Annotated in this window: 16 protein-coding genes; 15 read left to right on the top strand and 1 reads right to left on the bottom strand. The window is 45.2% G+C overall.

Features of this window, described 5'->3' with window-relative positions:
- The first annotated feature begins 298 nt into the window (after window positions 1-298).
- The 13 genes from QZ135_RS18425 to QZ135_RS18365 all read left to right on the top strand — a co-directional run bounded on the left by QZ135_RS18425 (window position 299) and on the right by QZ135_RS18365 (window position 11,613).
- A complete protein-coding gene (locus tag QZ135_RS18425; RefSeq protein ID WP_294612657.1) occupies window positions 299-1,960 on the top strand; it encodes a hypothetical protein in 1,662 nt (553 codons plus the stop codon).
- A gap of 5 nt (window positions 1,961-1,965) precedes the next feature.
- Window positions 1,966-2,658, top strand: coding sequence for a hypothetical protein (locus QZ135_RS18420; protein WP_167332525.1), 693 nt, complete (start codon window positions 1,966-1,968; stop codon window positions 2,656-2,658).
- 72 nt (window positions 2,659-2,730) lie between these two features.
- Entirely contained in the window at window positions 2,731-3,597 is an 867-nt protein-coding gene (locus tag QZ135_RS18415) for a hypothetical protein (RefSeq protein WP_294612652.1), read from the top strand.
- Between the two features lie 51 nt (window positions 3,598-3,648).
- Window positions 3,649-4,293, top strand: coding sequence for a hypothetical protein (locus tag QZ135_RS18410; RefSeq protein ID WP_294612649.1), 645 nt, complete (start codon window positions 3,649-3,651; stop codon window positions 4,291-4,293).
- Window positions 4,294-4,472: 179 nt separating this feature from the next.
- Window positions 4,473-5,624, top strand: coding sequence for a vWA domain-containing protein (locus tag QZ135_RS18405; protein ID WP_294612647.1), 1,152 nt, complete (start codon window positions 4,473-4,475; stop codon window positions 5,622-5,624).
- A 22-nt stretch (window positions 5,625-5,646) separates the two neighbouring features.
- A complete protein-coding gene (locus QZ135_RS18400) occupies window positions 5,647-6,120 on the top strand; it encodes a zinc ribbon domain-containing protein (RefSeq protein WP_294612644.1) in 474 nt (157 codons plus the stop codon).
- Window positions 6,121-6,146: 26 nt separating this feature from the next.
- Complete coding sequence (locus QZ135_RS18395) at window positions 6,147-6,578, top strand: zinc ribbon domain-containing protein (protein WP_294612641.1); 432 nt, start codon at window positions 6,147-6,149, stop codon at window positions 6,576-6,578.
- 19 nt (window positions 6,579-6,597) lie between these two features.
- The gene (locus tag QZ135_RS18390) at window positions 6,598-7,209 is read left to right on the top strand and encodes a zinc-ribbon domain-containing protein (RefSeq protein ID WP_294612638.1); all 612 of its coding nucleotides are present in this window, start codon (window positions 6,598-6,600) and stop codon (window positions 7,207-7,209) included.
- A gap of 2 nt (window positions 7,210-7,211) precedes the next feature.
- Entirely contained in the window at window positions 7,212-8,288 is a 1,077-nt protein-coding gene (locus tag QZ135_RS18385; RefSeq protein ID WP_294612633.1) for a zinc ribbon domain-containing protein, read from the top strand.
- A gap of 367 nt (window positions 8,289-8,655) precedes the next feature.
- The gene (locus QZ135_RS18380; protein WP_294612630.1) at window positions 8,656-9,627 is read left to right on the top strand and encodes a hypothetical protein; all 972 of its coding nucleotides are present in this window, start codon (window positions 8,656-8,658) and stop codon (window positions 9,625-9,627) included.
- A gap of 305 nt (window positions 9,628-9,932) precedes the next feature.
- A complete protein-coding gene (locus QZ135_RS18375; protein ID WP_294612626.1) occupies window positions 9,933-10,253 on the top strand; it encodes a helix-turn-helix transcriptional regulator in 321 nt (106 codons plus the stop codon).
- Window positions 10,243-10,773 (top strand): HipA N-terminal domain-containing protein, encoded by a 531-nt coding sequence (locus QZ135_RS18370; protein WP_294612623.1) that lies wholly within the window; start codon window positions 10,243-10,245, stop codon window positions 10,771-10,773. The genes QZ135_RS18375 and QZ135_RS18370 overlap by 11 nt, the downstream gene beginning before the upstream one ends.
- A 54-nt stretch (window positions 10,774-10,827) precedes the next feature.
- Complete coding sequence (locus QZ135_RS18365) at window positions 10,828-11,613, top strand: HipA domain-containing protein (protein ID WP_294612621.1); 786 nt, start codon at window positions 10,828-10,830, stop codon at window positions 11,611-11,613.
- Window positions 11,614-13,181: 1,568 nt separating this feature from the next.
- Here the strand turns inward: QZ135_RS18365 and QZ135_RS18360 are convergent.
- Window positions 13,182-14,081, bottom strand: a complete 900-nt coding sequence (locus QZ135_RS18360) for a helix-turn-helix domain-containing protein (RefSeq protein WP_294612619.1) — start codon at window positions 14,079-14,081, stop codon at window positions 13,182-13,184.
- 237 nt (window positions 14,082-14,318) lie between these two features.
- On the opposite strand from QZ135_RS18360, the gene QZ135_RS18355 reads away from it, so the two are divergent.
- A complete protein-coding gene (locus tag QZ135_RS18355) occupies window positions 14,319-15,551 on the top strand; it encodes an MFS transporter (RefSeq protein WP_294612616.1) in 1,233 nt (410 codons plus the stop codon).
- Between the two features lie 31 nt (window positions 15,552-15,582).
- A partial coding sequence (locus QZ135_RS18350) for an SDR family oxidoreductase (RefSeq protein ID WP_294612614.1) occupies window positions 15,583-16,154 on the top strand: 572 nt, incomplete at its 3' end.

Raw genomic sequence — 16,154 nt, 5'->3', positions numbered from 1 at the left:
GGTTAAGAGCATAGGCTCTGGTGCGAATGAAAACATAACCCATTTACATTCCTGAATTATGAAAGCTAAATTTTGGTATTTACTGATGTTACGGTAACTGGAAATTCCAATAAGCATCAATTTCGATACAAGCAGAAATGAGGCGCCGGACGGAAATTCCTATCCGATTATGGTGGTGCCGCTTGTCTGAGGAACACACTCCCCTGAATAGGGAATAAGCAGATTTTCGGCAGCAGCCCGCCGCCACGCACAGTACAGGTGCGGGCCGCCGCCTTTTCAACTTAAAAAAAGACAGATTATGAAAAAGAATGTTTTACTGACACTGATAAGTATATTATCCTTGGCTTTTGTACCGATGGACACATACGGCCAAGGCTTTCTGAAGAAACTGAAGCAGAAAGTGGAGAAAACGGTCGGCATGGAACAGGAGGACGAACCAACTCGAAATCAAAACGAAGATACGGCCGTACCCACGGCACAGGTATCCGCAACCGACATCGTGCCCAAGCTGCGTCAGAGCACCGTGATATGGGACGGCGAGGTTCAGCCCAGCCGTGCCGCCAATGCACGGGCATTGCTCAAAGAGCTACCCGCCCTGCCTTCGGCAAACGAGATTGCCGCCCCCTCGGATGCCTCGCGCACGGCCTATTACAACAAGTTGTCGGCCATCGACATGCGGGTGGATGAACTCGACCGGCAGTACGCCTGTTCCGATGAGGAGATGGCGGCGGCACGCGAAAACATCTACAGGGAGCTGACCGGCATATTGGGCTTGAGCGTCGAGGAGATGAAACGGCTGGAAGACCCCAATATCACGGAGTCCGAACGGCAACGGCTCACAGATAAGGCCTCCGCCCACATGATGGGAGGCAACAGTCCGGAAGACATCTCCAACATGGCGGCATCGAAAAAGGGGCGTCTGGACCAGTTGCAGAAAGAGATAGAGGCCATAGAGGCCAAAGAGCGAAAAGGCACCCTCACCGAAGCCGACAAGAAACGAGCTGCGGAAATAAGCGAGGAGATGATGCCCATGCTTCAAGAGATGATGAACAGCATGTCTGGGGTCATAGCGACGGCAGAGAAATCGGCGGCTTTTTCTGCAAAGGTCGCAAAGTACCAGGATAGGGCATCGGCTTACGCCGACAAGGTAGCCGCATTGCGGAAAACGGAAGACGGCGTGGTGAAGGATTGCCGGCAGATAGCCGAGGAATACGAGTCGCAACTCAAAGGCATCTACGAGCAGATATGGGCGGAGAGTAATCCCGTCAAGATTCACTCCCTCTACGACGAAGCCGACAGGCTTATGAAAAACTATCGTACCCGTGCGGCGACAATCTATTTGTCCGGATTGCGATTGCGTCTGGATAATGCAAAAAAAATGATGACGGAGGCCGAACAATTATATGCGGACATGGCGGATGGAGAGTTAATTCCACGATGTGCCGCAAGGCGTGCGCCGCTTAACGTGGTGACCGATTGCATCGACATTCTCAATGAAGCCTACACCTCGTTCCCGCAACCGGGGGTATTGCCCGTGAAAAATGACAAGATCGCGCTCTTGAAAGAGGGCGAACGTCTGCTTTTGGCCGAAAGCGGATTTGCCGGAGGGTTTGTCGCCGGCGGCAGCGTTGTCGATGATTTCGTCAAGAACAGCAGGTTGTTGGTTCACAACGAGACCGACAATAGTTACTACGAGATTTCGGGCGGCAAGCGAACCAGGCTGGACGGCGACGGCCCGTTCGATTTCCGAGTCAAGGCTTCAAGACCCGCCGAGACCTACGGCGAAATACCCCTCCGCGGGGGTGGACGCAAGGCCGTGTATAGCCGCGACGGGTCGCTCACGCTGCACGACGGAACCATACTCTATCCGCTTGTCATGAGCCGCCACTCCGACAGATTGGAATTTATCATTCTGGATTATTCGAATGAGGGGTTGATGAAATGTACCTACAAGCTCTGATACTGATGGCTACGCTGTCCGCGGCATTACCCGTTGCCGGAGGCTCCGGGGATTACGCCCGGACATTCGATGCGGACTGGACGTGGGCTGCCGAAAACGCAGCCTGCCGACGAGCCGAATGGAGTGAGATATTCGTTTCTCTGGATGCGGATGCTGCCGAGTGCGAGGCCATAATCTTCCCTGAACGGTTGCGCTATTCGCGCCTGAAGGACTGTATGGAGCAGGCGGCGCTTCATGTGCTGTACGTGCAAGGCGGCAAGGAGTCGGCCAATTTCTCCATAGGCGCTTTCCAGATGAAACCATCGTTCGCCGAGCAGGTCGAGAGGGCGTGGATGAACAGTCCGTTGCGGCACACGTACAAACTGTATTTCGATTTGCAAAACAGCCGTGAGTCCCGTCGGCATCGGCTCAAACGGCTTACCGATGACAGATGGCAATGTGTGTATGTCGCTGTTTTCGTCCGATTGATGCTGGAGCGGGAACCTTCGTTTGCGACACTCTTGGCTGAAGAGCGTGTGCGGCTGTTGGCCACCGCCTACAATTTCAGCTTTGCCGCTTCGCCGGATGTATTGCGGCAGCAACAGGATCGGAAAACATTTCATCTCGATATGTTGCTAAGCAAAAAGACAGTCTGTTACTCTTATGCCGACATTGCCGCCCGATGGTATAATAATTTGGAATATTCAACTTCGCACTAAGAACCACTTGAATGTATCGTTTGGAGACTCTGATAGTACTATTGGAAAATAAACAATAAACAGCAAAATATTATGAAAAGATTACTTTTTATGTTTCTTGCCGTGTTTGGAATTGCATCAACCAATGCCAAAACTGCGAGTTTTCCGCACGAGGTGTTCGGTCCGCTGAACATCCCGCAGGTGGAAGGTGCTAAACTACTGTATGCCGACAAAGGTTCGGCTGATAGTTATCCGTTGGTAGTTTATGATGCGACACCACAACAAGTGATGGCGTGGATCGAGCAGATGGATAATCGTGGATTTTTGCATCGCAATCGGCACAAGGAGTCGAAAAAGCAGATACTTCGTGGTTCTGCGTATCGGGGCGGGATAAATATCGAATATTATTTTCCTGTTGGTACGGGTGGCGACAACCAGTCGATCTATGTAAAAATGCAATGCCGGTTTGACAACGATATCGTGTTTCGCGAAGGTAAAGGTATGAAAGTTCCCGGCTCTTCGATGGCGATTGAGTTAACACCTTTCGCCCGCACCATGCAGGATCTGAACCACCAGAAAGGTATCTTGAAAGATATGGGCATAACGGACGAAAGCGGGTTTATTCCAAAGCACACGGAAGTGTTCAAGGCCAATGTGCTTCGTTCGGACAAGTATGTATATGCTCAACTACCGGCCGGAACCCCTTACTCCGGCATACTTGAAGCCAAGTTCCGCAGCGGTTACATCCCGGCTTTTGCCGACGCAAGAGCGTGGGCCAACAAACTTTACAAGGCTTGTGCCGCCAACGCTTCTTCCATCGACCCGATTTCGGAAAACGAGGGAACAGGCACAACACACTGGTGGACATATACCTATAATGGAGTGAAATATCAGTGTCATGTAGAAGCTGATTTGGATTTGTTCGGTCGATTCGGATTTACGGTTATGAAAGCACAATAATTTTAGTTTTAAGCCGTAAAGAATCAATAACTTACATTAAATAGTAACGGTATGAAAATGATTTTTACAGCAATGATGTGGCTGGCAGCAGTAACGATGTTTACCGCATGCAGCGGCGGAAACGCCAACAAGAAAACGGCAACGGGAAAAGCCGAAACAAAAATCGAAAAAATGAAAGAGAGCGGCTTCGCCGCAAAATACTCAGTGGACGGTGGTACGTGTATCTACACCCGCAAAGGAAGTGACAAACGCTTGGATATCTTCGGATCCAACGGTGAACAATCGGTTTACATCGAAACTTACATCAAAGGAGAAGGATACACGGGATACGGGTATGATGATGGTTCGTGGAACATCGGGGATATAAGTGCTCGTCAGACGGTAAATAATTATTACTCAAGTGACATCCAGGATCTCACTCGATATTTCACAGCCAAAGGCTATTCGAAAACCGTCACGACCCAAATATGTGGTAAAGAGTGCGATGTCTATTCCGGTCAGTTGACAGAGAATTTGAATATCGCCGTTTATGACGGATTTTACAACAAAGACAAGCAGGGTGAAATAGCAGTCTGGAACGGAATCACCATGCGGACAAAACTCGACGGAAAGACAACCAGTGAGGTCGTTGCCTTATCGTTCGACATCCCCGATACGGCATTCGGTAAAACGACAGAAGTAACATGGATAAAATAAAAACAAAACGACTATGACTTGTTGCGGTAAATGCGGGTGAAGAACTGAAAAACAGAGTCGGATTCTGTCAATTAAAAAATCAGGGAAACGCATTCCACTGTCTATTATGCTTATGCGGACTATGCGGACATAGCAGTTTACAATTATAAAATAATGTTGAACCTTAAAAAAAGAAGATTATGAAACTCAGATGGTTATTGTTAGTATCGCTTGGTTTGTTATTGACAAACTGTAGCAAAGATGATGATTCCGGCAAGGATATTGAACTCGCAACCGGAATTCCCGACAACAGCAAAGCAACGCCCAGTCCGGAAGTCAATCCAGCAGAATCCAACGTCAGTATTCCTAATGTGGGCTTTGCTACGGAAAAGCTGAATGGCTATAAGGTAGTCAATATGAATATGACGGGTATCTTCAACAAATTAACCGGTGAATGGATGAAACTCCATGGCACTGCTACGGGTGAACAGAACATCTGGCTGGAAATAGACGGTGTACCCCGGAGCATTAAAGCCGAGAGTACCGGAGAAACGCGGGCGGCCAAGAAGGCTCTTGCCGATGTGGTATTTCTGATAGATAACTCCGGTAGCATGAGTGAGGAAGCCGATCAATTGGCGAAGGAGGTTGATGCCTGGTCATTAAAATTGTCCGGACTATTGGATCTGCAATTAGGTTGCGTAGGTTATGACGGGGATATTAACGGAGGTATAGATCTGGGCACGTATGAGGACTTGTCCGCCTACCTGAACAGAGAAGGATATCAAGGAACCTACCGTACCGTAGAATTTGAGGGAACACGTGCCGCTGAACTGGAAACAGCCGCGTCCGATTATAGTACCGGATGGTATGAATGTGGAGCCGCAGCCTTACATTTTGCAGACGAGCATTATACATTCCGCCCCGGAGCCAACCGCATCTATGTGAACTTTACAGACGAACCGAACCAGCCCAATGGAAATGCCAAATTCTCTGTCTCTTCCGTCGCTTCCCAAGATGACTGGAAAGTTTGGCAAGGAACCATTCACTCCGTGTTCAGTGGCAGTAGTTACTATGATGATTCTTATTCCTGGCAGGATTTATATGAAGAAAAGCCGTGGCTGATGTCCGACTATACAGGAGGAACTTATATCATTGACGCTCCATCCAATTTTGAGGGAGTAACTCTGGAGTCTCTTCCCGTAACTGGCGCACTGACCAACTCGTATAATGTGAAATTCCATTATACGCCGGATTTATCGACCGGCAAACATAAAGTGGAAATCACCATTCTTTCCCCTGACAAGAGCGTGAAGGCAGTACGGGAATTTATAGATGTAAGCTTTGCCGAATGAGTAACCCCCAAAAGTAAAAACTATGTCTGGAATATTGGAAGGAATAGTAAAAGGACTTTCCGGCATAATGCCGCAGGATGATCCTGACGTAAAGATCTTTAACGCGCAAAACGATTTGAAAGACCTTACGCAAAAAGAAGAAGCCGCTTATGCACGGCTGGGACGGCAAGTTTATGAGTCTGACGGTGCGGAACGTTTTCCGGAACTGAAAGCTGAACTGGAACGGCTCGACATTGAAAAGGGCACAGCCAAAGAGGAAAAGGCAGCCAAGGAGCGTGCCGAAGCCGAAGAAGCAGCCCACCGTGAAACGAAAGAAGCAAGCCGTTGTTGCCCTAATTGCGGAAGTTACAACCCTGAAGGAACAAACTTCTGTCAGGAATGCGGAAGCAAACTGTCCGCTCCGGTATCCGCCGGGAAACGTTTCTGTCCCAATTGTGGAATAGAGATAGCGGCAGGTAATCACTTCTGCGGTTCCTGCGGTACGAAAGTAGAATAACCAACAAAAACAATGGAGGATTTACTATGGCATTTTGTACTAACTGTGGAAACCAAGTACCCGACGGCATCAGGTTTTGTACCTTATGTGGCGCTGCTATGAAAGAGGCTGTCCCTGCACAACCGGGACAACAAGCCATGCAGCAAGCACCGCAGCCTGCTCCGATATATGCAGCACCAACGGCCACTGCCTATCAGGAAGAGCCCATCTCGACGGGAGGCTACATCGGAATCATGTTCCTGATGATGCTCCCATTCATCAATCTGATTCTATTGATCATCTGGGCATGTGGCGGCTGCAAGAAGGTGAACAAACGGAACTTTGCCCGAGCCATGCTGGTGTGGATGGTGATAGCATCGCTACTGGGAGGATTGCTCTTTCTGGTAGGAGGATTATTCTTTGGCGATACGATAGACGCACTGAAAGAATACGGAACAAGCATTACTGATATAAACTAAAAGATAGGAGGAAACAACTATGGCATTCTGTGGAAAATGCGGACAAAAAGTAGAAGAAGGTGTAAAGTTCTGTCCGGCTTGCGGTGCACCTTTGCAAATAAATGCGACTCAACCGGCCCATGAAACAGTACAGAACCCGGAACCCCGACCTGCACCGCAGACGGTACAAACCGAAGGCCAAGAAGCAACGACAAAAGCAAACGCAGCAGCCGATGCCTTGGGTAATAAGCTGGGAAACCTGAACAATACAACTGACAGTACTGCCAACTTCGACAAGGCAGATATTGAGCAGAACAAGGTAATGGCCATACTTTCTTATTTCGGCATATTGGTGTTCATCCCGATATTTGCGGCGAAAGACTCCAAGTTCGCCCGCTATCATGCCAACCAGGGACTGACACTGTTCATTGCCTTGTTCGGCTGGTGGATAGTCGATTATATTCTTACCATGCTCCTGCGCTCGCTTTTATGGCGGGGACTGGGTTTATGGGAGATATATTCACTCTGTGGTACGGTTCTGAACCTAGTCTACATCGTCTTTACGGTATTGGCCGTCATCGGAATCATCAATGCGCTGAATGGAAAGGCGAAAGAACTCCCCGTTATCGGTAAATATAAAATACTAAAATGATTATGACAGCAAAAGAAGTATTTTCCAAAACTCTCGTTTTCGGCTGGATAAAGCTGGGACTTGGGCTGCTGAATATATTGATAGCCGTTGTGCTCTTTGCCCTCCTGATGGGCATATCCGTACTCTTCGCCAGCGAAGGGGTAGGAGCGGTAATGTTCTTCATCTGGCTGGGAGTAGTGGGAGTGGTGAATTTTATCCTGAACCATTACATCGGCTATCTGGTAAAGGCCGGTCATGTAGCGGTGATTGCCATGGCATTCAAAACCGGAACCGTACCTGCCGACCCGGTCGCTACGGGCAAGGCTATGGTGAAAGAGCGTTTCGGGACTTCCAATGTCTATTTTGCACTGGACAAACTGATAGCCGGTTCTGTGAAACAGCTCCAGCGTGCTTTGGGACGTTTGACCAGCGGACTGCTGGGAGCCATTCCCGGTGCAGACGGTGTGAAGAATGTAATGAATATGTTTCTGGACATCTCTCTGGGATATATTGATGAATGCTGTCTGGGATATACATTCTATCATCCCGAACAGAATGCCTATAAATCGGCAGCCGACGGGGTAGTGATTTATGCACAGAACTGGAAAACATTGCTGAAAGATGCCGCAAAGACCACATTGGTCGTCATTCTTTCCGTTGTGATAGTCACATTGGTGGTATTCGTTATCTTCGGTGGCTTGTTCCGGCTGTTGGGATGGAGTGGTTTTGTAGCATTCGTCGTCTCGTTACTTCTTGCATGGACTGTAAAATATGCCTTCATTGATAGCTGGATTCTGGTAAAAATGATGAGCAGCTATATGCAAGTGGCCCCGAATACGCAAATCACCTTCGACCTTTACGGCAAACTGAGCGAGCTCTCCAAGAAGTTCAAGGAGCTATTCCGAAAGGGACAAAATGAGCCCCAGCCAAACTATACCGGCTCCACTGTTACAGAAGCGGAATCTCCTATAAGTTATGCCCCATCTGTTGAGAAAGGGCATACACAGCGTTTCTGCCCGTCATGCGGCACACCATTGTCTCCTGGCAAGGTTTTCTGTGGAAACTGTGGAACAAAAATTGATTCCTCTAATCATTATTAATATTAACTTGATATAAGATACTTTGAACAGATATTATCTTATTTACAGCCTGTTATAAAAATTCAAACTTGGTTCAGTGCCAGCAGTGAGCCGTGTATATCGGATGCTATCCAGTATTTCATCATAATTATTTGTTATGGATTGATTTTTGTGATACAAAAATCAATCCATAATGTTTCAGATTCTATAATGGAAAAGTACATGGGGGGAATATGTTTTTATGGCAATACGGTTGGGGTATCTGTTGGTGTGAGAAATTTAGAAAAATGTAAGTAAACTGACTTGGTCAGGTTCGCCATATTTGCCTGAATATTTAGATATTGCATAAATAAATATTGTTATATTTGCAACATTTATTCAGATTTATATGAAAACACGATATTTCTCTATACCAGGTATTATAGATTTAACGAAGGAAAAAGGATGGAAATCTATTGGCAATAAAGATGCTGAGTTTTTCATCTTCAGAACCCATTTTGCCATCAAAGAACATTCTATTGAGGCAGGAACAAAGAAAGGGGAAATCATACGCGCAATAGAAAAGCCGGAACATATATCCCTAAAACGAACTACGACCATAGAAATGAGCCAAGAGCAAATTTCTGTCGAGGAATTATTCAAACAAAGTTCGCTTGAGAAAGAGGTTATAAATGAGATACTGTCTGACCTTTCGATAGCTTCCGACCCGAATGGTTCGTTCAGTGCGAAATTTAAAACTGCGATACAAAATGAATATAAAGAGCGAATAGCTTGTAAATATTGCGAATATATAAAGAAGACCTATACGACGAGGAGGGTAAATACGACAAAGCGGGAGATAGAAGTCGCTTTTGATAAAGACTATCCATGTAAGTGCTATTATGTGAATGTGTATCAGCACTATGCTTATGATATCTATATGGTCGGTATCGATTATTTATATGTTAAATATGAAAGAAGTCTGTTGGGTATCAGGCGTAAAAGGATAAAAGAACCCAGAATCATTGAAGGAAGTAAATTCAATTACTATTATCTGAAGATTCCACTTGTGTCAATGACTTTTTGGAAGCATCTGCCTGAGAGCACGGTGATAGTTCCCCAAGATGAATATGTAAAAGAGGTTGAGGATCCTGATGAAATAGGTTATGTACCTCTTGCTCCAGTTCCTTTTGACAAACATTTTGATATGGAGCTTTCCCCGTCTTTATACAGGATTGCCAATGCTGCTTTTCCATTCAAATGGGTTAACAGAAAAGGAAGCGAGTGGTCGAAGGAAGAGCTGATGAAGTTGGAAGAAGAGGATTATAAGGAATGGCATATTTTCCAGAAATTGAAGAATAAGGAAGGTGAAAACGGATAAAATGACTAAGGAAGAACAGATAAGACTTGGTCATTGGTATGAGAGATTTCTTATTATCCACAATGGTTTGTCGATAGACTGAAGAAATGGGTAAAAAAATAAATCCGGTCAAATGGGCGTGGTTTATTATCTGAATTGTTGTTTTGTGCATAAGTTTGGCCATTTTATCGCTTCACTATTTTTGGAGAGAATATGTATGTTTACAAGGTGGAGCAATTTTATATCCGTTAAATAAATATAGGTTCATAAATGATATTTTATATCAGATATTTTGAGATAACGTATCATTTATGTACCTTTGCTGTATGGATGAATTTAAGAATATAAAAAGAATGCCAGTGGCTGACATCGTATTGGCTCTTGGCCGACGGTTTAAGGAGTATCGTATCGCCTCGCAGATGACGCAGGAGGAAGTGTCAGCGAAGTCGGGGGTAAGTCTGCCTACTATCAAACGCTTTGAATTGGGGCTTACTTACAATATCACGATGGGGAACTTCATCGCGTTGCTTAAAGCCATCGATTATGCCGAAGGGCTGGCGGAGATTCTTCCTGAACTGCCGATGTCGCCTTATGCATTGGCTAAGATAGAACAGAAAAAACCTAAACGTGTCAGACATGGAAAATAATCTGAGAGTAATGATATGGGGACGTGAGGTGGGCTGCCTCTCATGGGATACCCGCCGCAAACGTGCGGTTTTTGAATATAACCGTGAGTTCCTGAAGGGGGGAATTGACATCGCTCCACTTACGGCTTCCATCGATGTAGCCCGGAACCGTCTGCCGTTTTATGGACAACCATACGATGACATCTTCTATGGCCTGCCTGCCTTCATCAGCGACAGCCTTCCGGGACGCTGGGGTAACACAGTGTTTTCTGCATGGACACAAGCGAACTACATCAATGAACATGACCTGACGGCTGTAGACAAGCTGTCTTTCATCGGGCATAGGGCGATGGGCGCATTGGAGTTTGAACCTTCACAAGAAATCGGTACGGGGATGAGCCTCGAACTGGATGACTTCTACCGCAAGGCGCAAGATATTCTTGAAAATCGTGAGGAAGTGGTGGCTGCCGGTGAGGACTTATCGTTGGAGAGCCTCTATGAGGTGGGTACCTCAGCGGGCGGAAGCATACCAAAGCGGTAATCGCCCGTAACAACCGGACTGGTGAAATCCGTTCGGGGCAAATTATGCTGCCTGATGAATTATACATATTATTTGCTAAAATTTGCGGAGAAAGACTATTATTCTCTGACCGTGGTGGAATTCATATATAGTAAAATGGCTGAAAAGGCGGGTATCGGCATGATGCCCTGCGAACTGATAACCATCGGCGGAGACAAACATTTCCTAACCGAACGATATGACAGAAAGAATGGCAGGAAGGTGCATACGCAATCACTTGCCGCTATGAATCCCGATGCCAACAGTTATGAGGATTTGATGTATGTCTGCGAGGATTTGGGTCTTCCTTATAAGGAGAAGGAGGAAACTTATCGCCGAATGGTATTCAATATTCTCACTACCAATGTGGATGCGCACATCAAGAACTTCTCGTTCATGATGGAGGAGGGAGGTGACTGGCATATCACACCTGCTTATGACCTGACTTTCTCTTGCCTGAATCCGGGTAACAGATTCGACCCGATGCATTATCTGAAAGTGGGTGGTAAGAAGACGGATATCAATCGTAATGATCTGATAGAATTCGGCAGGCGGTTTGGTATCAGGTGTACCGAAGATATTATCCGGCAGACGGCTGATGCCGTGATGCAGTTCCGGGATATGGCCCAGGAGAACGGGCTGGGAAGTTACTGGACGGACAAGATTGAGGAGCATTTTGCGCAGATGCCCCCCGATGTATTGGCTTCATTGTCCGGCTACAAACCGAGTGTATATGAATATTATATTGAGGATGAAGATGTTATGGTAAAAAAGGCGCAGTGGATGGAAATGGGAAATGGGGCTTACTGCCCGGTTGAATGATACACCTTTTCGGGCGACCTTTGCCAAGACATCGGATGTGGCTAAACAGGTAATGGAACAAGGAGGTACAAAGATGCCGCCGGAGGTGATGCGAGAGTATGTGAACCGGTACTTCCTACCGAAATTCAAGTTAAGGGAAAAACAATAATGAAAGGTTTTAAATATTCTCAGGGGCATGGAGCCTGATGGCTTCTTGCCGGAATATTTAACTAAAATAATACCAAGCAGATAGACAGCGAGAAACTGGGGAAACAGGACTACTCTCTTGAAATACAGAATAGTTATCCTGATTTATCTTGATTTTTGCTTTCCTCCGATATTTGACAGAAACTTTTAGGAAATTCGACAGATTGCAGAAGGTAACGAACAGGATGGATATGAAAAAAGGCAAATATCCATTGATTTTTCTGAACATTTATATGTTGTACTTTGTTGATTAAGACAAATTGTTCGGACATGCAGAAAAAAACAGAATATTTTTATCTATTAAAAAATCTATATCAGTCGTTTCTTAAAACATTCTACAACTCGTTTTGTATTCATTCCCTGTACAGACCGGATTTCTGTGTCCACAATTGCATGCAGTATTCTTTGTATGCGAGGAGATATATCTTTCAGAATAGTTCTCCTTTCAGGCCTAAGATTTCATATATTAATTTATCTGGATATATCGGGTTATCAGAACGAGCTATAAAGATGTTTTATCCTAATAGTGTCAGCTATACTTGGTTTACGCCATTTCATATTCTCGAATTCAGATTTACGGTGGCTACCATTACTTTTATGATCGATGAGAACGGGTTGTGCAGGCAAGCTTTGTTATTTACAGATTAAACGACTTTCTTTATATAATACTGTTTATCTCCAAAGTGGATTTTTACGCCAATCTTTTGTAAAGCCTGATTTAAATATAGGGATATCAGGATGATTTTCAAATATCAAATAAATCGAGTATTTCTTTTTTTATTGTGTTCTGTGGACATATAGCATTATACAAATACAACAACGTAGAAATAATGCCTTGTCTTCTACAGTCCTTGGTTTCTGGTTGCTCATATAAAAAATGACTCGCCTGCAGTTCATATGGGATGCAAACGAGTTCTGTTATCATTGATTCGGTAAAACCGAGATTCTACATATTGTTATCAAGAGTCTATGCCCTTGATTTTGTTACAAAAGTACAAATTTAATTCTAAACAACCAAAATATTAAATTGATTTTTGATATTCTCTATAAAACAAAGTATTTACCTATTACCTTCATTTCTGTTGCAGAAAGCATAACAATTTTCAATATACAGTCACATGTGGAATACAAGGATGCCGAAAAACTCTACATATCAGCCCCGACGTGAAAGAGCAAGAGTTTCTGGCAGAGAACGAGATAAAGACTATCATAACATATGAGTTTGAAAGTACCACACCCACATTGATTCATGACCTTCTTTTCACCTGTTACAAGGCATTCAGTTCTCTGGGTATGAAAGAACTGACAACCGATATTTTGTTTATATTTCTCCAAATGACACTCATTTGGGAACGTTCCACAAATGGAAAACGATGTTTTTATCAGATTTTCAGCCGATATCCATTTGGAGAGCACCCTTCTATTTTCTTGAATATACGGGTAAAATGCTGCGGATATTGAAAGCCAAGTTCATAGGCGATTTCACTGATGCTCATTCCTTTCTCGGCAAGCAGACCTTTCGCCAATTCCACTGTTTTATTCTGAATGGTTTCTATTGGAGTGCGTCCTGTTTCTTTTTTTATCAAGTCACCGAAATAATTTGGCGACAGACAAAGTTCGGATGCGCAGTATTTTACCGAAGGAATTCCGTCCGTCTTTGCTTTCCCTCCCTCAAAATAGCGATTTAGCAATGTTTCAAAACGTGAAATAATGTCGTTGTTCACCTCATGCCGGGTAATGAACTGTCGTTCGTAGAAGCGGAGACAATAATCCAGCAGCAACCCGATATTGGAAGCAATCAGGCGTTTGCTAAAACGGTCTATGCTATGTTCCATTTCGTCTTGTATTTTGTGCAGGCTGTCCATAAAGACTTCCCGCTCACGTTCGGACAGATGGAGAGCTTCGTTGGATTCATAAGAAAAGAACGTGTATTCTTTCATCAGTCTGTTCAAAGGTGTTCCAACAATCAAGTCAGGGTGAAAAAGCAATGCCCAGCCTTTAGGCTGAAATTCTTCGCCGTTATCCTCTACCCCAATAACCTGACCGGGAGCCATGCAGAGCACAGAGCCTTTGCGATAATCGTAGTATCGACGGCCATAGAGCAAGTCGCAGTTCTTCTCATCTTTCAGATAGACTGAATAGAAGCTGAATGTATGCCGCATGTGGCGCATGGGCTTGGCTTTGGACAAGTCGATGATACTGACCAACGGATGCAAAGTCTCCACGCCGAGTACCTCGTTGTATTCGGCTATAGAATTGAAATTTAATACCTCCTTTTCCATGTTCTTTATGATTTTCGCTGTAAAGGTAGTCATTCCTTGACAATGATAATCACTGATATGAGTAAATCTGTAAATAGGGTAAACGAATCTGTAAATTCGTGAAGCTGCAAATAATCAGGCGGTTACTCTATGTATAAAATCAGTAAAATGATGAAGTCAATCAGTAAATCCGCTAAGTGGTAATGGAAAGGATACCTCTATCTTTGTCGTCAGAAAAATAATCTAAAGCGAGTCGATATGAAACAAGGAATAATAAAGAATAAAGGTGTGATACATTACGGATATGTCATTGTATTCTGCTGTTGTCTGATAATGGGAGTCAATGTAGGATTGGTGATGAGTTGTGCCGGGATTTTCTACCAACCCGTCAGCACGGAATTGGGGGTATCGGTGGGAAAACTGGGCGTATATATGTCGCTTAATTACTTGTTATCGTCGCTTGCCCTGTCGGTGGCAGGGCGGATGATGGAAAAATACAGCGCACGCCTATTGCTGTCAGTCAGTTCGGTAGTGATGGGCGTATGTCTGGTTGTGATGTCTTTCTTCAATTCAGTCTGGCAGTTTTATGTGGCAGGCAGCGTGCTGGGCGTTACGCTGGCATTTCTGCTCTACCTGAGTTTCCCCATTTTGATAAATCGTTGGTTTAAAAGCCGTGTAGGTTTCTTCATTGGCATTTGCAGTGCGGCTTCAGGCATAGGCGGTGTCCTGTTCAATCCGTTAGGGGCTTACTTGATAACCGAATATGGCTGGCGAATGACTTATAGCATTTTCGGCGCTATCATCTTGCTTATAATAAGTCCGGTTATCGGACTTATGTTGCGTGATTACCCTGAAGACAAGAACGTACAGTCTTATGGCGAGACTGTAATTAAGGAGAACATAAAGGCAAGTGAAGGTGTGGGATATACACAGGCACTGCGTATGCCGGAATTTTACTCACTGCTGCTGTTTGCCTTTCTGATGATTTCAGTATCCACGTTGAACCTGTTTATTCCCGATTATGTGACCGGACTCCGTTTTTCATTGGAAGAAGCCGCCTTTGTCGCTTCGGCTGTAATGATAGGAGCCACAGTTGGGAAAATAGCATTGGGAGCAGTCAATGACTATAACAACAGGTTGGGTGTCTTGATGACTGCCGTGCTGGGCATTACCGGACTGATATTGCTCTTGACCGGACATTTTACAGGACTGTGGCTGACCCTCACGGGCGGTTTCCTTTTCGGCTGGGCTTATGCAGGAGTAACCGTGCAAACGCTGATGCTGGTAAGAACTGTTTTCGGAAGCAGAAATTATGCACAGATATATTCCAACATCTCCATCGCCTTTGCTTGTGGTGGCGCTTTGACCGCAGGCGGATGGGGGCTCTTGGCCGACCATATCGGCTATTCCGTCATCTTGTGCTTGGGTATAGTGTTTTTAGCATTATCGGCTTGCATCGGTTTCTATGCATTGCGCAAAAGACTTTATTAAGAAGAAATATTAACTTATAAAACAGTTTACAATGGAAAAGGAAGTAATGATTCTGACAGGTGCCGGACAGATAGGCATGGCAATAGCCCGTCGTATGGGAGCCGGAAAGAAAATTATCCTCAGTGATAAAAGTATGAAGAATGCGGAAGACATCACCCGGACAATGAACAATGCCGGATTTGATGTAGTGCCGATGGAGATGGATTTATCTTCACGTTCCTCTATATCGGGGTTGATAGCAGAGGCACAGAAGCACGGTGAAATCTCGATGTTGGTGAATGCCGCAGGTGTATCGCCCAGTCAAGCATCCGTTGAAACAATATTGAAAGTGGATTTATATGGCACGGCGGTGTTGCTTGAAGAGGTCGGCAAGGTTATTTGCAAAGGCGGTGTCGGCATTACGATTTCCAGTCAGTCGGGACACCGTATGCCTGCGCTTCTTCCTGAAGTGGATGAGCAGCTTGCTACTGTTCCTACTGAAGAACTCTTATCGCTCGAAGTGCTGCAACCACAAAACATCCGTGACACGCTCCATGCCTATCAGATGGCGAAGCGTTGCAACGTGAAGCGTGTCATGGCGGAAGCCGTGAAGTGGGGAGAGAG

The organism is uncultured Bacteroides sp., assembly GCF_905207245.1.
Taxonomy (GTDB): domain Bacteria; phylum Bacteroidota; class Bacteroidia; order Bacteroidales; family Bacteroidaceae; genus Bacteroides.
The sequence above is the reverse complement of the archived record's forward strand: the minus strand, read 5'-3'. Positions and strand labels throughout refer to the sequence as shown.